At 46.5% G+C, this 24,795-nt stretch carries 21 protein-coding genes, 1 tRNA gene and 4 pseudogenes; 14 read left to right on the forward strand and 12 right to left on the reverse strand.

Annotated features, from left to right (window positions below):
• Nucleotides 1-4 precede the first annotated feature (4 nt).
• From nqrF to dinB, 3 genes are all read left to right on the forward strand, one after another.
• Nucleotides 5-1,228, forward strand: a complete 1,224-nt coding sequence (gene nqrF / locus EoCCA6_RS16510; protein ID WP_152083558.1) for an NADH:ubiquinone reductase (Na(+)-transporting) subunit F — start codon at nt 5-7, stop codon at nt 1,226-1,228.
• 2 nt (nt 1,229-1,230) lie between these two features.
• On the forward strand, nt 1,231-1,431 hold the full coding sequence (gene nqrM / locus EoCCA6_RS16515; RefSeq protein WP_152083559.1) for a (Na+)-NQR maturation NqrM: 201 nt from the start codon (nt 1,231-1,233) through the stop codon (nt 1,429-1,431).
• A gap of 72 nt (nt 1,432-1,503) precedes the next feature.
• Nucleotides 1,504-2,562, forward strand: a complete 1,059-nt coding sequence (gene dinB, locus EoCCA6_RS16520) for a DNA polymerase IV (protein WP_152083560.1) — start codon at nt 1,504-1,506, stop codon at nt 2,560-2,562.
• A gap of 45 nt (nt 2,563-2,607) precedes the next feature.
• Here the strand turns inward: dinB and pepD are convergent, their stop codons facing one another.
• Nucleotides 2,608-4,065: a cytosol nonspecific dipeptidase gene (gene pepD / locus EoCCA6_RS16525; RefSeq protein ID WP_152083561.1), complete on the reverse strand. Its 1,458-nt coding sequence runs from the start codon at nt 4,063-4,065 to the stop codon at nt 2,608-2,610.
• Between the two features lie 257 nt (nt 4,066-4,322).
• Here pepD and gpt point away from each other — a divergent pair, with 257 nt between their 5' ends.
• From gpt to crl, 3 genes are all read left to right on the forward strand, one after another.
• Nucleotides 4,323-4,781 (forward strand): xanthine phosphoribosyltransferase, encoded by a 459-nt coding sequence (gene gpt, locus EoCCA6_RS16530; RefSeq protein ID WP_152083562.1) that lies wholly within the window; start codon nt 4,323-4,325, stop codon nt 4,779-4,781.
• Between the two features lie 104 nt (nt 4,782-4,885).
• On the forward strand, nt 4,886-6,130 hold the full coding sequence (gene frsA / locus EoCCA6_RS16535) for an esterase FrsA (RefSeq protein WP_152083563.1): 1,245 nt from the start codon (nt 4,886-4,888) through the stop codon (nt 6,128-6,130).
• Nucleotides 6,131-6,187: 57 nt separating this feature from the next.
• Nucleotides 6,188-6,589 (forward strand): sigma factor-binding protein Crl, encoded by a 402-nt coding sequence (gene crl, locus EoCCA6_RS16540; RefSeq protein WP_152083564.1) that lies wholly within the window; start codon nt 6,188-6,190, stop codon nt 6,587-6,589.
• Nucleotides 6,590-6,721: 132 nt separating this feature from the next.
• Here crl and phoE read toward each other — a convergent pair whose 3' ends face one another.
• Complete coding sequence (gene phoE / locus EoCCA6_RS16545) at nt 6,722-7,774, reverse strand: phosphoporin PhoE (protein ID WP_152083565.1); 1,053 nt, start codon at nt 7,772-7,774, stop codon at nt 6,722-6,724.
• Between the two features lie 304 nt (nt 7,775-8,078).
• On the opposite strand from phoE, the gene proB reads away from it, so the two are divergent.
• The 4 genes and pseudogenes from proB (at nt 8,079) to EoCCA6_RS16565 (ending at nt 11,980) form a co-directional block, all read left to right on the forward strand.
• Nucleotides 8,079-9,182 (forward strand): glutamate 5-kinase, encoded by a 1,104-nt coding sequence (gene proB / locus EoCCA6_RS16550; protein ID WP_152083566.1) that lies wholly within the window; start codon nt 8,079-8,081, stop codon nt 9,180-9,182.
• A gap of 11 nt (nt 9,183-9,193) precedes the next feature.
• Nucleotides 9,194-10,447 carry a glutamate-5-semialdehyde dehydrogenase gene (gene proA / locus EoCCA6_RS16555; RefSeq protein ID WP_152083567.1) on the forward strand — a complete coding sequence of 418 codons (1,254 nt, stop codon included), beginning with the start codon at nt 9,194-9,196 and terminating at the stop codon, nt 10,445-10,447.
• 111 nt (nt 10,448-10,558) lie between these two features.
• Nucleotides 10,559-10,634 (forward strand) — tRNA-Thr (locus tag EoCCA6_RS16560).
• A gap of 143 nt (nt 10,635-10,777) precedes the next feature.
• Nucleotides 10,778-11,980 (forward strand): annotated as a pseudogene (locus EoCCA6_RS16565) (tyrosine-type recombinase/integrase).
• 110 nt (nt 11,981-12,090) lie between these two features.
• On the opposite strand, the pseudogene EoCCA6_RS21685 reads toward EoCCA6_RS16565, so the two are convergent.
• The 5 genes and pseudogenes from EoCCA6_RS21685 to EoCCA6_RS16585 form a co-directional block, all read right to left on the reverse strand.
• Nucleotides 12,091-12,219: pseudogene (locus EoCCA6_RS21685) on the reverse strand (ISNCY family transposase); the annotation flags it as partial.
• Between the two features lie 192 nt (nt 12,220-12,411).
• Nucleotides 12,412-13,101 (reverse strand): hypothetical protein, encoded by a 690-nt coding sequence (locus EoCCA6_RS16570; protein ID WP_152083568.1) that lies wholly within the window; start codon nt 13,099-13,101, stop codon nt 12,412-12,414.
• A 247-nt stretch (nt 13,102-13,348) separates the two neighbouring features.
• The gene (locus EoCCA6_RS16575; RefSeq protein ID WP_152083569.1) at nt 13,349-14,143 is read right to left on the reverse strand and encodes a helix-turn-helix domain-containing protein; all 795 of its coding nucleotides are present in this window, start codon (nt 14,141-14,143) and stop codon (nt 13,349-13,351) included.
• Nucleotides 14,144-14,507: 364 nt separating this feature from the next.
• Nucleotides 14,508-16,502 (reverse strand): autotransporter outer membrane beta-barrel domain-containing protein, encoded by a 1,995-nt coding sequence (locus EoCCA6_RS16580; protein WP_152083570.1) that lies wholly within the window; start codon nt 16,500-16,502, stop codon nt 14,508-14,510.
• A 322-nt stretch (nt 16,503-16,824) separates the two neighbouring features.
• Nucleotides 16,825-17,643 (reverse strand): helix-turn-helix domain-containing protein, encoded by an 819-nt coding sequence (locus tag EoCCA6_RS16585; RefSeq protein ID WP_152083571.1) that lies wholly within the window; start codon nt 17,641-17,643, stop codon nt 16,825-16,827.
• 1,589 nt (nt 17,644-19,232) lie between these two features.
• Between EoCCA6_RS16585 and EoCCA6_RS16590 the strand changes: the two genes are divergently transcribed.
• Nucleotides 19,233-19,556, forward strand: coding sequence for a response regulator transcription factor (locus EoCCA6_RS16590; protein ID WP_152083572.1), 324 nt, complete (start codon nt 19,233-19,235; stop codon nt 19,554-19,556).
• 29 nt (nt 19,557-19,585) lie between these two features.
• A complete protein-coding gene (locus EoCCA6_RS16595; protein ID WP_152083573.1) occupies nt 19,586-19,852 on the forward strand; it encodes a winged helix-turn-helix domain-containing protein in 267 nt (88 codons plus the stop codon).
• 440 nt (nt 19,853-20,292) lie between these two features.
• Here EoCCA6_RS16595 and EoCCA6_RS21775 read toward each other — a convergent pair.
• Nucleotides 20,293-20,391 (reverse strand): annotated as a pseudogene (locus EoCCA6_RS21775) (SDR family oxidoreductase); the annotation flags it as partial.
• A gap of 64 nt (nt 20,392-20,455) precedes the next feature.
• Between EoCCA6_RS21775 and EoCCA6_RS16605 the strand changes: the two are divergent.
• Nucleotides 20,456-20,635, forward strand: a pseudogene (locus tag EoCCA6_RS16605) (LysR substrate-binding domain-containing protein); the annotation flags it as partial.
• Nucleotides 20,636-20,669: 34 nt separating this feature from the next.
• Here EoCCA6_RS16605 and EoCCA6_RS16610 read toward each other — a convergent pair.
• From EoCCA6_RS16610 to EoCCA6_RS16625, 4 genes are all read right to left on the reverse strand, one after another.
• Nucleotides 20,670-21,659: an aldo/keto reductase gene (locus tag EoCCA6_RS16610; protein ID WP_152083574.1), complete on the reverse strand. Its 990-nt coding sequence runs from the start codon at nt 21,657-21,659 to the stop codon at nt 20,670-20,672.
• Between the two features lie 26 nt (nt 21,660-21,685).
• Nucleotides 21,686-22,537, reverse strand: a complete 852-nt coding sequence (locus EoCCA6_RS16615; protein ID WP_152083575.1) for an aldo/keto reductase — start codon at nt 22,535-22,537, stop codon at nt 21,686-21,688.
• Between the two features lie 206 nt (nt 22,538-22,743).
• Entirely contained in the window at nt 22,744-23,226 is a 483-nt protein-coding gene (locus EoCCA6_RS16620) for a DMT family transporter (protein WP_152083576.1), read from the reverse strand.
• Between the two features lie 8 nt (nt 23,227-23,234).
• Nucleotides 23,235-23,669, reverse strand: coding sequence for a DMT family transporter (locus EoCCA6_RS16625; protein WP_152083577.1), 435 nt, complete (start codon nt 23,667-23,669; stop codon nt 23,235-23,237).
• Between the two features lie 99 nt (nt 23,670-23,768).
• Between EoCCA6_RS16625 and EoCCA6_RS16630 the strand changes: the two genes are divergently transcribed.
• Nucleotides 23,769-24,719 (forward strand): LysR family transcriptional regulator, encoded by a 951-nt coding sequence (locus EoCCA6_RS16630; protein WP_152083578.1) that lies wholly within the window; start codon nt 23,769-23,771, stop codon nt 24,717-24,719.
• Nucleotides 24,720-24,795: the final 76 nt, after the last annotated feature.

A 24,795-nucleotide genomic window follows, 5' to 3' on the forward strand; every position in this document is an offset into this window, starting at 1 on the left:
GAAGATGGAAATTATTCTTGGCGTGGTGATGTTCACGCTGATTGTTCTGGTGCTGTCGGGTCTGATCCTGGCCGCACGTGCGAAGCTGGTAAATTCCGGTGATGTCATTATTGATATCAACGATGAGCCGCAAAACCAGATCCGCACACCAGCGGGGGACAAGCTGCTTAATACACTCTCCGGCAACGGGATTTTTGTCTCTTCAGCCTGCGGCGGCGGTGGCTCCTGCGGGCAGTGCCGCGTAACGGTGAAAGAGGGGGGCGGGGATATTCTGCCAACCGAGCTGGCGCATATCACTAAACGTGAAGCAAAAGAGGGCTGCCGTCTGGCCTGTCAGGTCGCGGTGCGTCAGAACATGAAGATTGAGCTGCCGGAAGAAATTTTCGGCGTCAAAAAATGGGAGTGTGAGGTTATCTCTAACGATAACAAAGCCACCTTCATTAAAGAGCTTAAACTGCGCGTGCCGGAAGGGGAAAGTGTCCCGTTCCGTGCGGGGGGCTACATCCAGATAGAGTGTCCGGAACATACTGTCGCGTATGCGGACTTTGACGTGCCCGATGAATACCGCGCCGACTGGGATAAATTCAATCTCTTCCGTTTTGTTTCTGACGTCAAAGAGCCCACGTTGCGCGCTTACTCCATGGCGAACTACCCGGAAGAGAAGGGCATTATCATGCTTAACGTGCGTATCGCCACGCCGCCACCCAATGTGCCGGGTGCACCACCGGGCGTGATGTCGTCGTATATCTGGTCCCTCAAGCCAGGCGATAAAGTGACGATTTCCGGTCCGTTCGGTGAGTTCTTTGCTAAAGACACCGACGCAGAAATGGTCTTTATCGGCGGTGGTGCTGGGATGGCACCGATGCGTTCTCATATCTTCGACCAGCTTAAACGGCTTAGCAGCCAGCGCAAAATCAGCTTCTGGTACGGTGCCCGCTCGCTGCGCGAAATGTTTTATGATGATGAGTTTGAACAGCTTGCGCGTGACAACCCTAACTTTACCTTCCATGTGGCGCTTTCCGATCCACAGCCGGAAGATAACTGGACGGGTTATACAGGGTTCATCCATAACGTGCTGTATGAAAACTACCTCAAACAGCATCCGGCACCGGAAGATTGCGAGTTTTATATGTGTGGTCCGCCGATGATGAACGCCGCAGTGATCAAGATGCTTAAAGATCTCGGTGTGGAAGATGAGAACATCTTGCTCGATGACTTTGGAGGCTGACGATGATGACATTTCTGGCAGCTTTCCTGGTCTTTGTGCTGGTGGTGTTCGGTATGTCGTTAGGCTGGATCATTAAGCGTAAAAGTCTCCAGGGCAGTTGCGGTGGCATTTCATCCCTTGGCATGGAAAAAGTCTGCGACTGTCCGGAGCCGTGCGACGCCCGTAAAAAACGGATGGCGCGCGAGGCCCGGCGTATCCTTTAGGGCAAAATCGTCCCACTTCTCAATCCTCACTTATTTACTGTATACTTATCCAGTGATGAGTGAGGGCTTACTATGCGCAAAATAATCCATGTTGATATGGACTGCTTTTTTGCCGCAGTGGAGATGCGTGACAATCCGGCGCTGCGGGATATCCCTATTGCGATTGGCGGCAGCCGCGTCCAGCGTGGGGTAATCAGTACAGCTAACTATCCTGCGCGCAAGTTTGGTGTGCGCAGCGCTATGCCCACGGCGATGGCGCTGAAACTCTGCCCTCATCTTACCCTTCTGCCTGGGCGTTTTGATGCCTATAAAGAAGCGTCTGTCCATATTCGGGAAATATTCTCCCGCTACACTTCGCTGATTGAGCCTCTGTCGCTGGATGAAGCCTATCTGGATGTCACCGACAGTCTGCATTGTCACGGCTCCGCCACACTGATGGCGCAGGAGATCCGCCAGACCATCCATAAAGAACTGGATCTGACCGCCTCCGCGGGCGTCGCGCCGGTGAAGTTTCTTGCCAAAATCGCGTCTGATTTAAATAAGCCCAACGGGCAGTATGTCATCACACCTGAAGAGGTTCCGGCGTTTTTGAAAACCCTGCCGCTTGGCAAAATCCCCGGCGTGGGGAAAGTCTCCGCTGCAAAACTTGAGAGCATGGGACTACGCACCTGTGAAGATGTGCAGCGAAGCGATCTGGCGATGTTGCTTAAGCGTTTCGGGAAGTTTGGCCGCGTGCTCTGGGAGCGCAGTCAGGGAATTGACGAGCGTGACGTGAACAATGAGCGGCTGCGGAAATCCGTCGGCGTTGAGCGCACGCTAAGCGAAGACATTCACGACTGGTCAGCGTGCGAAACCATTATTATCGAACAGCTCTATCCCGAACTTGAGCGGCGGCTAATAAAGGTGAAACCGGATCTGTTGATTGCTCGTCAGGGTATCAAGCTGAAATTCAACGACTTCCAGCAAACGACGCAGGAGCATGTCTGGCCGCGGCTGAATAAAGAGGATCTGATTGCGACCGCAAAGAAAGCCTGGGAGGAGCGGCGGGCAGGGCGTGGGGTTAGGCTGGTGGGGTTGCACGTCACATTGCTGGACCCGCAGTTAGAGCGGCAGCTGGTTCTGGGACTGTAATCGTAGGCCCGGTAAGCGAAGCGCCACCGGGCAACAGACGATAAATTACTTCGCAGGAATCGCCTTCAGCAGCTCGGTCAGCAGCGTCCAGTAGTGACCCACGCTTTCGATATGAACCTGCTCATCCGGGGAGTGTGGCCCGGTGATGGTTGGCCCGATGGAAACCATGTCCATCTCCGGATACGGTTTTTTGAACAGACCGCATTCCAGACCCGCGTGGATCACCTGAATGTTCGGGGTGCTGTTGAACAGACGCTGGTAAGTTTCACGTACCAGTGCCATCACCGGAGAGCTTGCATCCGGCTGCCAGCCTGGGTAGCTGCCTTTCGCTGAGGTTTTCGCGCCTGCCAGTGTGCCGAGAGATTCCAGCATGCTCACGACGTACTCTTTACCGCTGTCGATAAGCGAGCGGATCAGGCAGATGATCTCTGCGCTGTCGTCACCCATGGTCACCACGCCCACGTTCAGCGAGGTTTCCACCACGCCTTTCGCTACGTCGGAGTTGCGGATCACACCGTTTGGCGTCGCGTTCAGCAACTGAACAAAGGTATCGCGGGACTGCGTGGTCAGCGCCGCTTTATCTGTTGAAACGGATTCCAGCACCACGGTCAGGTTTTTCTCTTTCTCAGAGAGTTCGTTTTTCAGGATATCCAGATAAACGCTGGAGAGTTTTTTCAGCTCGTCCGCTTTTGCCGCAGGCACCGCTACGGTGGCGAACGCTTCACGTGGGATCGCGTTGCGCAGCGTACCGCCGTTGAAATCCACCAGACGCAGATCCAGATCAGCCGCGTGGCCTGCCAGGAAACGTGCCAGCAGTTTGTTGGCGTTACCGAGGCCCAGATGAATATCACCACCGGAGTGGCCGCCTTTCAGCCCTTTCAGCGTCAGTCTGAAGGTCTGGAAGCCAGCAGGAACCGCTTCGCGGGACAGCGGCAGGGTAGAGATGAAATCAATCCCGCCCGCGCAGCCCATGTAAATCTCACCTTCTTCTTCGGAGTCGGTGTTGATCAGAATGTCCGCCTGCAGCCAGTTGGCCTGCAGACCGAACGCACCGTCCATGCCCGCTTCTTCGGTCATGGTCAGCAGCACTTCCAGCGGACCATGCTCAACGCTGTCGTCCGCCAGCACGGCCAGTGCAGAGGCCATACCGATACCGTTATCCGCACCCAGCGTGGTGCCGCGCGCTTTTACCCAGTCGCCGTCGATGTACGGCTGGATAGGGTCTTTAGTGAAGTCGTGCACGGTGTCGTTGTTTTTCTGTGGAACCATGTCCAGGTGCGCCTGCAGCACAACGGGTTTACGGTTTTCCATGCCTGCCGTTGCCGGTTTGCGGATCAGAATGTTGCCAACCTGGTCGCGTTCAGCGTGCAGACCTTTTTCCTTCGCCCAGCCCATAATATGTTCGGCCAGTTGTTCTTCATGATAGGACGGGTGCGGAATGGAACAGATTTTGGCAAAAATATCCCACAGCGGCTGTGGAGATAATTGAGACAGTTCAGACACGATAAGTCTCCTTGTCGATGCGCTGCAAACAACGTTGCAGGACACAGGGTTAGCAGGTTAATAGTTACCACAAGACAGGCTTGCGAGATGCAACTGAGAATACCACTTTCTCTGGTCGCTGGTAGCATAAAGCATGTAAAAACTCAGGCTCAGGGCGCTAAACACTGGTTTTTGGTGCGTCAGATCTCTATAATCTCGCGCAACCTGGTTCACCCTTACTTTTTTAAGCCGTATAAAAACAGGCTGGGACACTTCACATGAGCGAAAAATACGTCGTCACCTGGGACATGTTGCAGATTCACGCACGCAAACTGGCGGCGCGTCTGATGCCTTCCGAGCAGTGGAAAGGCATTATTGCCGTCAGCCGTGGCGGTCTTGTACCGGGGGCGCTGCTGGCACGTGAGCTGGGTATTCGTCATGTCGATACCGTATGTATCTCCAGCTATGACCACGACAACCAGCGTGAGCTGAAAGTGCTGAAACGCGCTGAAGGCGACGGTGAAGGCTTCATCGTTATTGACGATCTGGTGGATACCGGTGGTACTGCGGTTGCGATCCGCGAAATGTATCCAAAAGCGCACTTCGTCACTATCTTCGCTAAACCGGCTGGCCGCCCACTGGTTGACGATTACGTGATTGATATCCCGCAGGATACCTGGATTGAGCAGCCATGGGATATGGGTGTGGTCTTTGTACCGCCTATTTTAGGCCGTTAATTTCAGAACGAAACTTTACACGCCCGGCTATGCCGGGCGTTGTTCTTTTTAGCCTGCACCGCGTTACAATGGTCTCCAGATGATGTATCCATGGAGGCAACGCAATGACGCAGGCCAATCTCACCGAGACTCTCTTCAAACCCCGTTTCAAACATCCTGAAACGTCGACGCTGGTGCGTCGTTTTAACCCTGGCACCATGCCTTCAGTGCAGTCTGCGTTAGACGGCAAAAATATCCCTCACTGGTATCGTATGATAAACCGCCTGATGTGGATCTGGCGCGGTATTGATCCGCGTGAAATCCTTGACGTGCAGGCGCGTATCGTCATGAGCGAGGCCGAGCGCACCGACAGCGAACTTTACGACACGGTGGTGGGTTATCGCGGCGGTAACTGGATCTACGAATGGTCTAAACAGGCAATGCTCTGGCAGCAAAAAGCCAGCCAGGAAGAGGATGCCACGCTAAGCGGCAAGCACTGGTTACATGCCGCGAACCTTTACGCCATCGCAGCATACCCGCATCTGAAGGGCGATGAGCTGGCAGAGCAGGCACAGGCACTGGCAAATCGCGCTTATGAAGAAGCTGCTCAGCGCCTGCCTGTCCTGATGCGAGAACTTGAATTCACCATTCCAGGTGGCAGCCCGGTCACCGGGTTTCTGCATATGCCTGAAGGCGAAGGTCCGTTCCCGACCGTATTAATGTGCGGCGGTTTGGACTCGCTGCAGATCGACTATTACAGCCTGTATGAGCGCTACTTCGCACCAAAAGGGATCGCGATGCTGACGCTCGATATGCCCTCAATTGGTTTCTCCTCGAAGTGGAAGCTGACTCAGGATTCAAGCCTGTTGCACCAGCATGCACTGAAAGCACTGGAGAATATTCCCTGGGTCGACCATACACGGGTCGCAGCATTCGGTTTCCGCTTTGGGGCGAACGTCGCGGTACGTCTGGCTTATCTGGAGTCATCCCGCCTGAAAGCAGTTGCCTGCCTTGGCCCGGTGGTTCACGCGCTGCTCAGCGACCCTGCCCGACAGGGTAACGTGCCAGAGATGTATCTCGACGTGCTCGCCAGCCGTCTTGGCATGCATGATGCGTCAGACGAAGCGCTGCGCATTGAGCTCAATCGTTACTCATTAAAAACGCAAGGTTTACTGGGGAGACGTTGCCCCACGCCGATGTTGTCCGGTTTCTGGAAAAACGATCCTTTCAGCCCGGAAGAGGAGTCGCGCTTAATCACGTCGTCATCTGCGGATGGCAAACTGCTTGAGGTGCCGTTCAGCCCGGTGTATCAGAATTTTGACAAGGCACTCAAAGAGATTACCCGCTGGATCACGCAGAGATTGTGTTAAGAGATTGCTAAATTTTGATGGTTTGGTAAAACAGTGGCTTCACAAAAGGAGATCGCAATGACGTTACCGAGTGGACACCCGAAAAGTAGACTGATTAAGAAGTTCATGGCTCTTGGCCCGTATATTCGAGAAGAGCAGTGTGAAGAGAATCGCTTTTTTTTCGACTGCCTGGCTGTTTGCGTCAACGTGAAGCCTGCTCCCGAAAAACGTGAGTTTTGGGGCTGGTGGATGGAAATGGAAGCACAGGAAAAACGCTTTACCTACAGTTACCAGTTTGGCCTGTTCAATAAAGACGGTAACTGGCAGGCAACAACCATTAAGGACCAGGAAGTGATTGACCGCCTGGAGTATACGCTCAAAGAGTTTCACGATAAGGCGCGCAATTTGCTGGCCACGTTGGATCTGAAACTGGAACCTGCTGACGATTTTTCCAGCGAAGCGGTGAAACTTACTGCCTGACGCCACAGCGCCGGGTGGCGGCTTCGCCTTGCCTGGCCTACAAAATGCACTATTCCGTAGGCCTGGTAAGCGCAGCGCCACCGGGCAAAAAAATCCCGGCTTATCTGCCGGGATTTTCTTATTCGGATAATCTTAGAACTGGTAGGTCATACCCAGCGCAACGATGTCATCGCTGCTTACACCCAGTTTGTTATCATCGTCAATCTGGTTGATTTTATAATCAACAAACGCTGACATATTTTTGTTGAAATAATAGGTAGCGCCCACATCAATGTATTTCACGATATCTTCGTCACCAATCCCTTCGATATCTTTGCCTTTAGACTGGACATAGCCAATGGAAGGACGCAGGCCGAAATCAAACTGGTATTGCGCGACCGCTTCAAAGTTTTGCGCTTTATTTGCGAAACCACCGGAAATAGGTGCCATATTACGTGTTTCAGAATAAATAGTCGCCAGGTAAATATCGTTACCGTCATATTTCAGACCGGTCGCCCAGCCTTCCGCTTTTTTACCTTCGCCACGTGCCTGCAGGTTCTGTTCGTTAGTACGATCAGAGTTGGCGTAGGCACCAATGACAGAGAAATCGCTGCCACCGAAGTCATAGCTCAGGGAAGTACCGAAACCGTCACCGTTCTGTTTTTTCACGTCGCGGTTTTCATTTTTACCCTGATATTGCAGGGTCATATCAAGCCCATCAATCATACCGAAGAAATCGGTATTACGGTACGTTGCCAGACCGCTGGCACGTTTGGTCATGAAGTTATCTGTCTGAGCCAGGCCGTCACCGCCGAACTCAGGGAACATATCAGTATATGCTGCAACGTCATACAGCGCCCCCAGGTTACGACCGTAGTCGAAAGAGCCAACGTCTTTCAGCTTAATCCCGGCAAAAGCCAGACGCGTTTTCTGAGAAGAATCGCTCTCTGCTTTGTTGCCAGCAAATTCTGCTTCCCAGCGGCCATACCCGGTCAGTTGATCGTTAATCTGTGTTTCGCCTTTAAAACCAAAACGGACATAAGTCTGGTCACCGTCTTTAGCGTCATCATCACTGATGTAGTGCATTGCTTTAACTTTGCCGTACACGTCCAGTTTATTGCCGTTTTTATTATAAACTTCGGCTGCATGAACTGATGCTGAAGCAATAACGCCCATTACCACTAATGCCAGAGTACTCTTTTTCATTTTCAATCCTGAGTTTTATAAACGCGCTAATATTCGCTGAACGATAAGCTCATGCTTATGTCCCGTGAAAAAACAGGAAGGGTTTTATCGTTTACGGGTGAAACTTTTATGACAAAATAAGAATATGTTTAAAAAAGTATGTTTTAATTTTTCGGTAATAAAGCTGTCAAAATTTGCCGCTACGCTTCCTGATCCCGCGCAATAAAGTGTTCTGCTTTGTGTTAAGGCAGTTGGCAACGGGGCTGAGTCCTGTTAAAACGTTCGTTTGACATCATTTTCCCTTATTGTTGAACGGCAGAGAATCATGAGTGACAGCCAGACGCTGGTGGTAAAACTCGGTACCAGTGTATTAACCGGCGGATCGCGCCGCCTGAATCGCGCCCACATCGTTGAGCTTGTACGTCAGTGTGCTCAACTGCATGCCGCAGGGCATCGTATTGTGATTGTCACCTCCGGGGCGATTGCCGCCGGGCGTGAACACCTTGGCTATCCTGAACTCCCCGCAACGATCGCGTCTAAACAGCTGCTGGCCGCCGTGGGGCAAAGCCGACTCATTCAACTCTGGGAGCAACTGTTCTCTATCTATGGTATCCACGTCGGGCAAATGCTGCTGACGCGCGCGGATATGGAAGACAGAGAGCGCTTCCTGAACGCCCGCGATACGCTGCGTGCGCTGCTGGACAACAATATCGTTCCGGTGATTAACGAGAACGACGCCGTTGCCACCGCTGAAATCAAAGTGGGCGATAACGATAATCTTTCTGCGCTGGCCGCGATTCTGGCCGGTGCCGACAAATTATTGCTGCTCACTGACCAGCAAGGTCTTTTCACCGCCGATCCACGCTCTAACCCGCAAGCCGAACTGATTAAAGACGTTCACGGCATTGACGACGCGTTGCGCGCCATTGCGGGGGACAGTGTCTCTGGTCTCGGAACCGGCGGGATGGGCACCAAACTGCAGGCCGCCGATGTAGCCTGCCGTGCCGGTATCGACACCATTATTGCTGCGGGCAGCCGCCCTGGCGTGATTGGCGACGTAATGGAAGGCATCTCCGTGGGAACGCGCTTCCACGCGCAGGAATCTCCGCTGGAAAACCGTAAGCGCTGGATTTTTGGTGCACCTCCGGCTGGTGAACTTACCGTTGACGAAGGCGCGACCGCGGCAATTCTGGAACGAGGGAGTTCATTACTTCCAAAAGGAATTAAAAGCGTGACAGGTAACTTCTCCCGTGGTGAAGTGATCCGCATCCGTAACCTCGAAGGTCGCGACATCGCCCACGGCGTAAGCCGCTATAACAGCGATGCGTTACGCCGCATTGCGGGACACCATTCGCAACAGATCGACGCCATCCTGGGCTATGAATATGGCCCGGTTGCTGTGCACCGCGATGACATGATTATTCGTTAAGGAGCCTGAATATGCTGGAACAAATGGGCGCAGCCGCGAAGGCCGCCTCTTATAAACTTGCGCTCCTTTCCAGCCGCGAGAAAAACCGCGTGCTGGAAAAAATCGCTGATTATCTGGAATCACAGTCGCAGGAAATATTGCTCGCGAACGAGCAGGATTTGCTGGAAGCGCATCGCAACGGCCTGAGTGAGGCGATGCTTGACCGTCTGGCACTGACTCCGGCGCGCCTGAAAGGGATCGCAGACGATGTTCGTCAGGTCTGCAATCTGGCTGACCCGGTAGGGCAGGTGATTGACGGTGGATTGCTCGACAGCGGTTTACGCCTTGAGCGTCGCCGCGTACCGCTCGGTGTCGTCGGTGTGATTTACGAAGCTCGCCCAAACGTGACGGTTGATGTCGCTTCTCTGTGCCTGAAAACCGGTAATTCCGCTATTTTGCGCGGTGGTAAAGAGACCTGGCGCACCAATGCCGCGACGGTAAAAGTCATCCAGCAGGCGCTGGAAGAGTGCGGCTTACCGGCAGGTGCCGTCCAGGCGATCGAAAGCCCGGACCGCGCGCTGGTGAATGAAATGCTGCGCATGGATAAATACATCGACATGCTGATCCCACGCGGGGGCGCAGGTTTGCACAAGCTGTGTCGTGAGCAATCGACCATTCCGGTGATCACCGGTGGTATCGGCGTTTGCCATATTGTGGTGGATGAAAGTGCCGAGATTGAACCGGCGCTGAAGATTATCGTTAATGCCAAAACCCAGCGCCCTAGCACCTGTAACACGGTGGAAACGCTGCTGGTGCACCAGGGGATTGCGAGCACCTTCCTGCCCGCGTTGAGTAAACAGATGGCGACAAGCGGCGTGACGCTGCATGCGGATGCTAACGCGCTGGGGTTATTGAAAGATGGCCCGGCTACTGTGGTTCCGGTTAAAGCGGAGCAGTACGATGATGAGTTCCTGTCACTGGATCTGAACGTGAAAGTTGTGACGGATCTGGACGACGCGATTACGCACATTCGTGAACATGGCACCCAGCACTCAGACGCGATCCTGACGCGCACCCTGCGCAACGCCGATCGCTTTGTAAACGAGGTAGATTCCTCAGCCGTCTACGTAAATGCCTCAACCCGTTTCACCGATGGTGGCCAGTTCGGCCTGGGCGCGGAAGTGGCTGTCAGCACTCAGAAACTGCACGCGCGTGGCCCGATGGGACTCGAAGCACTGACCACTTATAAGTGGGTTGGCTTCGGCGATGATACAATTCGTGCGTAAATGAATAAGGGTGATGTAAAATTAGCCGTTTGATTCAAAAGGGCATTGACGCATCACCCTGTTAGATCTACTCTTTTGCCCCGTGGTTACGCTCGTAACCGGTCTCTCAGGGCCGATATAGCTCAGTTGGTAGAGCAGCGCATTCGTAATGCGAAGGTCGTAGGTTCGACTCCTATTATCGGCACCATTTCAAACTCTTCCCTGGTCTATCGAAATAAACTCAAAGCCCGTGTACTGTGGTTTCTGGCCCTTAGCTGGACTCAACCGGAATCAAATTACAGTTGGGGCATAAGTGGGGGCATTCTGTGTTCGGTTTAGGGAGATGCCCCAATGAAGCTAAATGCGCGACAGGTAGACGCTGCTAAACCCAGAGAGAAAGCCTATAAGCTGGCAGAGGGGGCTGGTTTGTATCTTGAAGTCGTTCCCTCTGGTTCTCGATACCGGCGGATGAAATATCGATTCAATGGAAAAGAGAAGCGTATGGTTTTTGGTGTCTATCCGGCAATGTCGCTTGCACAAGCAAGAGCACTACGTGATGACGCCAAGAAAAAGCTGGCTGAGGGTATCGATCCATCGTATGCGAAGAAACAAGAAAAGCTGATTCGCGATGTGCAGCTAAATAATATATTTTAAGCTGTGGCGCTTGAATGGCACGGAACGACGGTGAGCCGATGGTCAGAAGGTCATGCCTCGGACATTATCGAAACCTTCAATAAAGATATTTTCCTCTATATCGGCCAGCAGCCGGTGAATGACATCAAGCCTTTGGTTCTGCTTAATATGCTACGTCGAATGGAAAGCCGTGGTGCGACAGAGAAGGTCAGGAAGGTAAGGCAGCGCTGCAGCGAAGTATTTCGTTACTCCATAATTACCGGCCGTGGGAAATACACTCCTGCAGCGGATGTAACCAGCGCGATGCCAGGGTATGAATCGAAGCATTACTCCTTCCTTACCGTTGAGGAATTACCAGACTTCTTTAAAGCCTTATCCAGTTACACCGGCTAGCTTCGAGGTGTTTCCTGGAGTGAGTTTGATCTTGAAAAAGCGGTGTGAGAAATCCCTGCAGAATGTATGAAGATGAAACGGCCTCACCTTGTACCTCTATTTACCCAGGCATTGGAAATTGTACAGCAACTCAAAGTGATGACTGGGCAATATCCACTGGTATTCCCAGGACGAAATGATCCCCGCAAGACGATGAGTGAAGCGAGTATTAATCAGGTGTTTAAGCGGGTTGGATATACGGGGAAGGTAACGGGACATGGTTTTCGCCACACGATGAGTACGATTTTGCATGAGGAAGGATTCAATACAGCGTGGATTGAAACCCAGCTGGCTCACGTTGATAAGAATGCGATTCGTGGGACGTATAACCATGCTCAATATCTGGAGGAGAGGAGGGAAATGAAATTGTGGACCATCAGGTTTCCTGATAGACACTTTCTCGGTTGCGAGTGTAATCTGAATACCCTAGGCACAGAGCCAGAGAGATGGCTCTGTGCCTATAAATTTGTTGTTTATGAGTATGATTGATATCGGAGGAGGGAGAGCTCTCTGTCATATGTTCTGGTAAAATTTGTAGGGGGAAATAATGCTCAGGAGATACAACAATACCACGTATCCAGACTATCATTTCCATGACTGTATTCAGGGACGCGCTGTATCAACCTACGCATAAATGCTTCGGTGCTTATTGTTTCGGCTACTTGATCAATATCGATTACTAGTGATATGACCTGTGATTAAAACAGATATCCTGCCAGTCGAATGGGGACAGTATATACACCAGTTCAGCCTGGTACCGTTGATAATATGCTGTAGCATTAGGACAGCGATTTTTCATTTTGGAATTATCATGATATCTTCAAATGGAAAAACATTTCTGAGTAGCCTTCTTTAGCATTATAACTTAGTATAAATATTGATGTAGTTATTCATTTTGCTATATTATCTATCTTTTTATTTTACGTGGGTATTGATAATGTATTTTTCATCGAGTTACTGCCGATTTGAATAGCAAAAAATAGATTTTCACTAAAGTTTATTCCCAGTTTTAATTTTAAATCTGCCACCGCTTTATTTATCCTATAGCTAGGAACTCTGTTTACTTTATGCAATAAGTTTATATTAACCCCCGCAATCGTGTCGTTGATGATTTTTTTTTGTAATCTTGTTAGGTCAGAATCAAGTAGTCTTACCCTTGATTGTTCATTAATTGATGTAATGAATTTATCTATAGTTAATTCTTTATTGTTATAAATTTGTGGTTTTTTGTTCAGGTTCTTTTTTTTACAAAGTTCAATATTGTTAATTGTTGTGTTAATTGTTCTTTTTAGTTTGTTTTTTGTTATGGGGGATGATAAGAGTGTCATGTGATTAAAGTAATTAGACAAGGTGAAATCTATGGGGTGAAAACCAGGGTGAATACAAATGGAGGGAGTAAAAGGATAATATTTATAAACCCAGAACCAGAGAGTGTGTTGGTATGAAGGGAGGGTATCGAAAAAAATAATAACTTTATCATTTTTTATCAAAGTAAAATGTAATTCTTTAATATTTGTTAGTTTTTTAATTTTTTGATTGGGGAATGTAGATTCCAGTAGCTTCAATACTTCAATGTTCAGATCTTGTCCAAAATAAAAGATACTGTTCATTTTATAACTCATATAGAATGTTAAATACGTCCTAAAAAAATGGGGCGGTAAGCCCCAAACATCAGAGTAGGAACAAAAAATTGACATGTTGAAGAAATAAAATAATAAGTACTCCATAAATTATGAGTGCTAATATGATCTGCTTCTCTTTAACTTTTCAGTAACAAAGATACACAGCGCTAATGCCACCCTCTCTTTTACTTTTGCAGTAGCAAAATCTGCAATATAACTTATGGAAATTATCTGGCTAATGGATGTTTTCCTGATCATTAAACTTCCCATCTGTGTGATAACAAATAAATGAAAAGCGACAATTGCTGCAACAATTATCAGAGAAGGGATTATATTTGCAATTTTCCCTAATCCATAATTTTAGCTCATGATCTTTTTGATTTTTTTCATGTATATTAAAACTTTCGCCTAAAAGCCAGTAGTTTTTATCACAGCATAATGCCATTGCTGCTTTATGTCGATGGTTATATACCATTTTTACCGATATACCAACTAATTTTGCTGTTTCGGTTATTGAGTAACCATTGACAAGATGATCAATAACTTTAAGTGTTTTTTTACTCTTTAATTTATCATATATAGTGATATGAATTTTTTCATTAATCTTCCTGTACTGGTGAGTCCGCTGATTCATAGCCATCATGATAATTGGTTTTTTGGAAGTTGCTCCTCGTTTATACTCTACCCGGCCTGGCATTTTATGCAATAGACGAAAAGGAATCTGTGTATAATTGATACATTCCATATTTTTTATAAATGTACATACTACCGCATCTGAAGCTAAAACTCGTCTACAAACTGCGATTATCCTTCTCTCAAACGAAATACTCCGCAATATGTATAGCAGTAGTATATAATTGCGCGGAGATATATCTAAAAGTATAATTGCTTCAGGATAACGACCTGCCGCCTCTATAAGAGATAATTGGTCATAATATTGATGTACAATAATGTCTTCAGAATATTGTAATGAAAAATATTCTAAGCAATATAGTAACGGCCATGATTCAGCATAAATTAAAATACGCAATCGAGTTCAGCCTTTTTAATTATATCAGTCACCAAGTAAAGAAAATAATTTGTAGCCAACAATACACAAAGATAAAAACCATAATACAATTGCTACTTTAGCCCCGATAGTCATTTTCTTCCACTCAAGGACGTCCTGGTGAGATGTTTTGTTTAAAGTGTTATTATTTTCCATTAAATTACCTTAATATACATTTTAAAAAATGGGTGAAATATTTCTTGTCACGCGGGTTTTTTTATCATTAATAATGAATTGTTAATTTGCAATCAAAATATATAGTGAGAAATATATTATTTATAATTCTGTTATTAATAAATATTTTAACTTAAAGAGAACAGGGGGCTGATACCCCCTGTGATTATGATTACCAGGTGTAGTTGACACCCACAGCGGCTTGCCATGGACGCTCAATATCACTACCTTTGGTATAGTCAAAGCCAGCATAACCGCCAAGGTTCTCGGTTGCCTGAACCTGAATACCAGCACCAACACGTACGGCTGCACCATCAATGCTATTGTCCAGTGCTACGTCATTCAACTTCACAGTGTTACCATCCGCGAACTCGTTTACACCAGCCAGGTGGAAGTATGGTTTAACAAACGCCCCTTTCTGCTGAAGTTCGTGAATATAACCCAAATTAACACCCACTTCCCCTTGAACGGAGTTCATGTCATCGCTGTGAACGGTCATACCATTGCTCAGTGTGTAGTCGGCACCATCAAAGGTCATTGCAGAGACTTTGACATATGGCTCAGCAAAGAAAGAAGATGCATCCAGATAGGTATAACCAACTTTCATTCCTAAACCGAAGCTATTGGTTGCATTGCTGCCAGAGGCAGTCTGACCATCAAGCATGCGCACTTTGGCATCCTGGCTGTAGTGACCGAACTGTGCAGTTGTGTCGACAAACGCACCGTTATCAAAACGACGAGACAGGTATCCTTGAACGGTGTAGCTATCAACATCACCTTTACTCTGCATAGTTGAGAGATCAGAAGATGCAGATGAGAAAGCTACACCCGCCAGCCAGTCACCACCACGAGGTGCAGCAATACGAGTATCAGCACCAACCATTACACCATTGGTGTCAAGGTCATAGCTTGCCCCAGCATTGGTCGTATTTTTATTTTTACCACCAAACCAGGAGGCCCATACACCACCCTGGTCAACTTTACTGGTGCGAGCTGCATTCAGACGCTGATCCAGAGTATCACCATTCAATGTGGCAATATTTACCGGTGCAGCAGCCAGGCCGAGAGCAACAGAAGCGCTGTTGGAAAGACGATCTGAACGTTTGAGCACAGCATTCGTATTCGTACCCGCATTTACAGTAGCCACATCATACTGGTAAACACCCTGTTCGGTTTTTCCAGAGAACGTTGCGGTGGAGCCTTCTGTCTTATAAGAGACAAATGATTGCCCATCAGTGCCTTCGTTACCTGAATCAACAAATTGCAGTTTGTAGTTACCTGCGGCTGTTCCGCTGACACTAACATTGCCCTTCAGAGAACTAAATTTAAGAACTCCGGAGGAAGATCCTGCGTCCTGGGTCAATGTGCCAGCAACGATGTTATGGTCATTAACATTAATAACACTGCCATTCTGATTTTTCAGGTTAGTTAATGTTGAATCACCTGAAACATTCCATACTGAATTAGAGTCAAGAGTTAGATTTAAAGCTGACTTTGCAGTTGACGTAGAATCTAAAGTTGCGCTACCAGTAAACTGACTGTTATCAGTAAATGTGGCATTAAGCACAGCGTCGCCTGACAGATTTGCAGTCTTCGAGACAAACATATTCCCGTTTAACACCGACGAATTATTAAAATTCACATTCGCTGTGTTAGCTACTCCGGAAGTTACATGATTATATACACGGATACCGCCGCTGATAACTGAATTGTCAACATCAACGGCATTTGTCATTGCTGTTTTAAAATTAGTATCGTTACTGGCATCAAAGTAAATAGCCTGGCCACCTGCGTTGATTGATGAATTCAAAATTCGTATTAACGCATTATTGTTTTTATAAACAGCAATACCAGTACCTCCACTCGTCCACGTACTGTTGGAAATAGTCAAGCTAGGCGTCGACAATGATGTTCCTGAAGATTCCAAACCCAGAATCCGCTGTGCTGCTGATACATTAACATTGTCAAAAGTAATTCCTTTGCTCAAGGTGAGATTATTAGCAGCAACCCAACGACCATCACCTGATAAAGTATAGTTATCGTTGGCAATAGCCATCCCATCAGTTAAGGTACCTGTGCTGCCATTTGCAATTTCAGCTGCATAGGCATGGGCACACATTGTAGACATAATCATCAATGACAGTATTTTTTTCTTAAAAATACGCATAAGTTACTCATCCTCTGAAATAGATTAAATTTATGGACTAATATAAGGCATAAGGTAATAACCTTTATGCCACTTATAGATTTACTTTTTATTAGCGCTCATGCAATTAAGTGTATTTATCTAAATGATAAGTTTTTTTGCAAAGATGGACGTGTGTGGAGTCAGGACATTTGCTTGCCCTGTTAATTCCATAACTATCAATGGGTTAGGGTCTTTGTGTATTCGGATTTTTTGTATAGGATTTTTCCTTGCTAAGGCTGTGAGCTTTGAAACGTAATAATTGCAACTTAAAAAATTGAAGCAAGAATGTATACGTTTCTGCTTATAAAGTCACAGGGAAGTAAAGTATAAAATTAAAGTTGATGTTCTCATTATCGTGCTGTTCACAAAGTCTAATTTCCTCGATAATATTCCCTTGGTACAAGTTTAGGTCGATCGAAATGAGGAAGTTTCTAATAAAAGCAATATATTCTTCCCATGTTCCTTTGAAGCTAGTTGTCCAATATTTCTGTTTGACCCTTTCATAATTGTAATTTTTATTGTCATGAAAACCTGATTTTGCCTGAATCTCGACCTCCCAGCTACGTTTACTGTTACACGCTATATTTGAAACAACTACGGCCACCGAATGTTCAGCCAGTATGTTCATTACTTTGTCTAGCCTGAGTTGACTTCCTCGTTTGGCACTGTCAAGCAGAGCTTCCCGGTACTTAAACTCAAAAACGCGTAGACGAAAGCCTTTAGGTTCTGATAAAAATAACTGAACGCTCTGTGTTGTTGAGCTAAATCGCGGTGTTAGCCGTGAACATTGCAGGTACTTCCTGGATCTATATTGCAAAGGCGAACAGCCGAATTCACGCCGGAAAGCACGACTAAATGTTTGCTGTGTACTAAAGTTAAGCTCCATTGCTATGTGGTAAATGCTTTTCTTCGTAAATGTGACTAATATAGCTGCGCGGGTTAATCTACGTTTACGAATGTAATCACCTACGGTTTTGCCCGTAACGTCACTAAATAGCTTTTGTATATGACGCGGGGTATAGCCTGAGCGTTTGCAAACATCCTCAACTGCAGGGGCTTGATCAATATGCTCTTCAATCCAGTTAATCAGCTCACCAATAAGTGCCTCATTTTTACTCATTCTGATACTGAAGCCTTTGGCAATTATCCAGGAATACGTTAAAAATAGCACAGTTGCTGAATGTTAGCGATAATCTGTTCTTTTGATTAGTTTTCTGGCTTCCTGAACATCTTGGGAGGGAATTCTAGATGGCGAGATCAGCTTTTTTTTACCATTTTAGGAAATAGTGAGTCTCTCATCTTTGATGGCGATTAGTATTGATGGTATGTAAAATAAGCTGAGGTGTATTATTGCTTAAATGTTGGTAATGGTGAGGATATGTTGCTAATATTTTTACTTTGCTCGATTGAGGTTAATGAGATGGACCATTATTTACTGCGAATGAAGCTATTCAGATTCCATAAAATAATGGTAGTAAATTAATCAAAGGAGGGGATAGGCTATGAGTATACGATAATATATTATAGTTTATACCAGAGCGCCAACTACTATAAGTCCAATTGATAAGTATATTAATAGTGAGGTTAGTGTTTCATCAATTGAACTTTCAATATAATGAACAATGCCTAAACCTACCATTCCAAATATCACTAACCATATATTCATTTTTAACCCTATTGTGATTGTATCAAATTGAATGCAATGTTTTATTTATTATTTTAAAATTCTCTTGCATACCATTGTATTTCTTAGAATAAAAAAATGCCCGATAACTACTCGGGCAGAAAATACAATGTCTACATAAGAATACTAACTCTACGATGCAAAAGATAACATGTTTCACTAAACTTGAGAACTCTATCTTGATAAAATAAGATAATTTGAAATTTGTCGCTTTTTTTTAAAAAAAAGCCCATCCCATAAAGAATGAGCTTAAGATAACTATATTGGATGTAATAACAAGATATAAACAGTGGCATCACTATAGAATGATATTGCAATTCAGCTATAGTTGCAATATGAACTGCGAAAACTCGGATTTTTTGAATTTTTCTCTGTGTAACCAATTGTATTTGAAGGATATTGTTGGTGTGATGATATTGGTAATATGATCGAGGGTTTTAAGGTTTATTAGAATGATGATAGCTCTATTATAATGCCCTGGTATGTGTTTTATAATAACTATTTTATTGCCCTTCCCCCCTCTCAAAATCAGATAAATTGCAGCAATGTATTTGTTGGTTTTTTTTAGTGAAATGTTTTAATGGTTACAGGCTGTAGATGAAATATATATGTAAGTGAATTGTTAGTTGGCAGGGGGTGTTCTCTGTGTATGGCAACTTGGAAAAGCATTTTGTTCAGTTGTTATAATAAATTCGAAAGGCTGGAAAAGATAAGAGCTCTCAATTTTTTTCGTGAGCTTAAGAGACTTAATTATCCGATAACTTTACGGGGTGTTAATATCTGGGTTGAGAATTGCATTAGCACGGTTAATCATGTTTCAACCGAGGCAGGATAGGAAATAATGTTCTTACTCTATGGTGGTAAATGTAGATTTTTAATGCGGATAAATTTATAAATGATTCTTATTGATACTGCGTAATTCAAGGTGGATGTATAACTTTTAGTCCGGAGGATACAGGAAGTTGAAGTTCTGACAGAAGGAAATCTTATGAGAACATTACTGTTAAGTGCAACAGGTTCTGTATTTGAAGATTAACTTTGCAACATTTTTGAATAATGCCGGCCATGAAGTAGATGTGGTTCATGACATTACCGATGAGAGGAGGCGATGCATACCGCCTCTACTGTGTGATGATCCTCGAATCCTGCCAGCCGACAGTGTACAGATGCTACGGGGATGGCGTAAAAACCATACCCGTTTACCTTTGCTTGCACTGACTGATTCAGACAGCGCGGCAAAGAGAAGTGAACTGCTTGATACAGGAACAGATGATTGTAAAGGGTTACCGGTGAATATAGATGAACTTCTGGCTCGTCTTTGTACTATTATCCGCCGCTGCTGTTATTAACATTCTCGCAGTTATATCAAGGCAGTTTGATGTTTGACACGGCCATTCGCGAGAGCGGCGTCGATGGAGAGTTGATACAACTGACACTACGGAAAATGGCTCTGTTGGAAGTTTTTTTACTGAACAGAAATCAGGTAATGCCGCACCGCTATCTGGAAAACAAACTATTTGCCATACACAGAACCTTCGAGAGTAATATGATAGAGGTGCATATATCGGGTCTACAGAAGAAGCTGGGGAAAAAGATTATCCGTACTATCTTTGGGCCGGGATACCTTCTTGAGGATGTCCTGTGACCGTCTGAACTTATAGCCTATAGACTGTATAATCAGTATGTTTTACCGTTGGTAACATCTGAGGTTTATTGTTGGTAGTCGTTTGAAACCCTGAGCTTATTATACACAACCATATGTTACTGTTATCTCTGCATATTTGTTCGCTTGCCATCCTTCTTGTATCCAGTATCATCTTCTTTTTATTCTGTGATGCTTACTAAAATTCTCGTTCGCTAGATATTAGAATGTCGAATATTGGAGTTCAAAATGTCTTAATTTTTCTTGCGCATCTATACTTGATTTATATTATTTCTTATAATGGCATAATAAATGGGCGGAACAATCAGTAAACTGATGTTCTACATTGTATTCTGACTTCACGCAACCTTATTTCGAATTTTCAGGGTTGCGTTTTTTTTTGAATTTTATAAGGGCGATCACTGCCCCTGACTATCGGAATCGAGCGTTTCAGGCATTGAAACATAGTCGTAGGAAACATCAGTTCCACGAAGAAGGAATTTTGCCTTGCGCTTATTTCTGACCAGCGCCACAGGTTGGTAGCATATATCATTATTGTCAATAATAGGGCTAAATAATTGTGTCTATGAACGCCCTTCATGAATTTTTGGCATCGCCTGTATACCTGAAGACAGGGTGCAGGATTATATAAAGTCAGGAGAGCTTATTCAGATTCTGGAGGACTGGTGTCCGTCTTTCCCCGGATATTATCTTTACTACCCGAGCCGTAAGCAGCATCCACCCGCTTTTGCGCTGATGATCGATGCACTTCGCTACCAGGAATAACGGGTCCCCCATTCGCAGAGGGCCCGTTCGAGTGTTAACGGCCCACGCGAGCCTGATGTTCAGGGGAGTAACGTTCGCCGACGATTTTAATGGTTTCAAGCGCCTGGGTTATCTGCCATGAGTCATCCTGCGAAAGAATGATGTCGGCAGCCCCCAAGTTTTCCTCCAGCCGATGTAGTTTGGTGGTACCTGGGATAGGCACAATCCACGGCTTTTGTGCCAGCAACCACGCCAGCGCGATTTGTGCAGACGTCACGCCTTTCTCTGCCGCCAGTTCACCCAGCAATGAGACCAGCTTTTCATTGGCTTCAATCGCCTGCTCGGCGAAACGCGGTACGGTGCTGCGATAATCATCTTTCCCAAAAGTAGTTCCTGGCTTAATCGAGCCCGTCAGGAAGCCTTTACCTAATGGGCTGAAGGGCACAAAACCAATGCCCAGTTCCTCCAGCAACGGCAGGATCTCCTGTTCAGGCTCGCGCCACCACATGGAGTATTCGCTTTGCAGCGCAGTAACTGGTTGTATGGCATTCGCACGACGAATGGTTTGCGCACCCGCTTCGGACAGACCGAAATGTTTAACTTTGCCTTCAGCGATCAGGTCTTTCACGGTACCCGCAACATCTTCAATCGGGACATCCGGATCGACACGGTGTTGATAGAGCAGGTCAATGACATCAGTCTTAAGACGGCGTAATGATCCATCCACAGCTTCACGGATATGCTCCGGACGGCTGTTTAAAATCTGCTGCTTGTTGTCTTCACCAAAAGTAAAACCAAACTTGGTGGCGATGACCACACGGTCACGAAACGGTTTTAAGGCTTCGCCGACAACCTCTTCATTAAGGAAGGGGCCATACACTTCAGCGGTATCGAAGAATGTGACGCCACGTTCAACCGCAGCGCGAATGAGCCCGATAGCCTGACGAGTATCGGTCGCCGGGCCGTAGCCGTGGCTTAAGCCCATGCAGCCGAGCCCAAGAGCGGAGACTTCGAGTCGGGATTTACCCAGATAACGTTTTTGCATTGATTAATTACCTCTTTTATCGCGTCTTAAACGTCCAGCTTGCGACCGGCCAACCATTCAACTCTGGCAGGATCGCGGTGTGAGAAGAAAGCACTTGTTGCGGTGTCGATAGCAGTAATCTGCAACATATCTTCATAACTCAGTTCGAAATCGAGAACGTTGATGTTCTCTTCCATACGTTCTTTTCGAACTGTTTTTGCCAGCGAAACGATGCCTCGCTGGAAGATCCACCGCAGCACAACCTGGCCCACGGTTTTGCCGTACTTCTGGCCAATCGCCGTTAATATGGGATGCTCAAACAGACCATTTTTTCCTTCTGCAAACGGAGCCCAGGCTTCCGGCTGAATGCCACGGCTTTGATTCCATGGAACGGCATGCAACTGCTGGTTGAAGGGGTTAACTTCAATTTGGTTCACCGCAGGGGCAACTTTGTTGAAGGCGATAAGGTCGGCCAGTCGGTCAGGATGGAAATTGCTGACGCCAATGGCGCGAATTTTGCCTGCCTGTTGCAGTTCTTCCATAGCACGCCATGCCCCATGGACATCACCGTAAGGCTGGTGAATCAGATACAGGTCGACGTAATCCAGCTGCAGCCGATTCAGGGAGCGTTCGAACTGTGCTTTAGCGCCTTCGTAATGGGTATCCTGCAGCCACAGTTTGGTCGTTACAAAGAGTTCATCACGGGCGATACCGGTCTGTTTCAATGCGTTCCCGACCTGGGTTTCATTCTGGTAAGACGCGGCGGTATCGATCAGGCGGTATCCCGTATCGATGGCATCAATAACGGCTCTTTCGCATTCCGCGGCATCCGTCATCTCGAAGACACCAAAGCCCAGCAGGGGCATTTCAATGCCGTTGTTCAGTTTTACAGTTTGCATGACGTTATCCTTCAGCTGTTGTGTTGGAAAAGCATAACGCAAACGGATTTATTCGATTAGGTGGGGTAATTAGCTAGGGTTTATTAGGTGTATTCATCAATTTGGCGATATTAGCTCTGGAAATCATCAACGGAGCATTTACTCCCCATAAGGGATGCAGATATTTTTAGTCCGTATCCCTTATTGATGAACGAGACTGATTCTATTTAGCTCGATGACAGGTGGTCTTGTTTTAAGGCGGTCGCCTTTACTTTATTACTTGAGTAAATGAAGAAAAGTGCGATACCTAAGCAGAGGATAGCACCCAGACGACTCATCGAAAACGAAATGGATTGATTTCCCAACCAGCCAAAGTTATCGATTAACATGCTCATGGTTAACTGTCCGAAGATCACGGCGACTGTGGCAATCGCGGTTCCTATTCGTTGTACGGCTAAAACCATGATAACGATATAGGGTACGCCAAACATGGCACCCAGCAGTTGCCATTTAGGTACATCAATCAGTGTAACCATTTGTTTTGGTTCAAAAAAGAAAATAAGCAAAGCGGTGATAAGTGCGCCTACGGAAAAGGTCAGGAACGCGCTTTTAAATACCCCTACCTGACTACCCAATTGTCCATTAACGGCCGCCTGAATACTCAACATGGAGCCGCCAATAATGGCTAAAACGATCATAATAAATGTCATAGTCTAACTTATCCTCTGGCAACAAGAATTAATGCAGCGATGATAAAAATAAGGGCGATAATTCGCTTGCTGTCTATTTTTCTACGGGGTGTACCGAGTAAACCAAAATGATCTATGATCAAACTCTTAAATACCTGACCGGCTAAGATACCGATCATCGTCATCGCTATCCCAATAACTGGCGTGGCCACGGTCAGAATAACGACATAAACTGGCCCGAGTACGCCACCAAGTAGCTGCCACCCAGGCAAAGTGAAAAATGACGGGCTATTGCGTGGGCTGAAAAAAAGCATCAGCAGGAAAGTCAGTGCAGCGCCTACGCCAAATATGCTGAACGTTGCCCATAAATCACCAACCTCTCCCCCTAGCGGCCCCAGTAAGCCTGCCTCGACTGACAGCCCCATACCGCCAGCGATAACTAACAAAATCAATACAAATTGCATAGCAAACAATCTCCAGATGTGCAGGCGATGGAGATTACGCCTGAACATGAATGAGAAAAATGCCATAATGCAATAAACACCTGTGCAGGAATTGCATTAATGTATGATTTAGGCAATATCAATATCCGAGCGCTCTTCATTTTCATTGCAGTGTATGAAGTGCAGAACTTTTCCATTGTGGCTCGTCGTGAAGGCATTTCTGCCTCTCAGGTTTCACGCGTCATTCATCAGCTAGAAGATGCAGTCGGTCAGCAACTTTTCTATCGCAATACGCGCGCCATTATTCCGACAGAGAACGGTCATATTTTTATCCGTTATGTTCGGGCGGTTACTGGTAGCCTGGACGCTGCCCGACGGGAACTCAATGAAAGGACGCTTGAACCTTCCGGGCTAATACGCATAAATGCTCCCGTTTTTTTTGGGCAAAAGCATGTCGCGCCCAAATTGGTGGGGCTGACGGAACGTTACCCGCGCCTCAGTATTGAGCTGACATTAACTGATGATTACATTGACCCACATAAAGATGCTGCTGATGTCATTTTTCGCATTGGTGAGCTTACTGACTCATCTTTTCATGCACGCATTTTTGGGCAGCAGTGCTATCGCCTGGCAGCATCACCGGCTTATCTTCAAAAGTATGGCGTACCTGATAACCCGGCGGATTTAAGCCGTCATAAGTGTCTCGTTTACCGTGGTTCATCCGGGCCGAATCGCTGGCTGTTGCGTCGAAAAGGTGGAGAGTGGATGCACTATCCTGTCTCTCCGTTGATGTCTTCTAATAATGCCGAGACTTTACTTATTGCAGCATTGGGCGGTATGGGGATAGTCCTTTTTCCGGACTGGTTGATTGGTGAAACGCTACAGAGCGGCGAACTTATTGAATTAATGCCAGATATGGAAACGGCGATTAAGACCGAGCCACAAAATATTGCTGCTATTTATCCTCATGTTCGTCATCCAACGTTAAACGTCAGGGCCGTAATTGATTATTATGTAGAGGTTTTCGGTTCGCCGCTATACTGGCAGCTAAGCGATGATGTTGTTAAGTAATTCTGATGACATGTCTGTAAAAAATGGGTCACCTTAGCGACCCATTTTTTACTCGTGATGATAAAAATAGGATGCA

It is taken from the genome of Enterobacter oligotrophicus (assembly GCF_009176645.1).
Classification (GTDB): domain Bacteria; phylum Pseudomonadota; class Gammaproteobacteria; order Enterobacterales; family Enterobacteriaceae; genus Enterobacter; species Enterobacter oligotrophicus.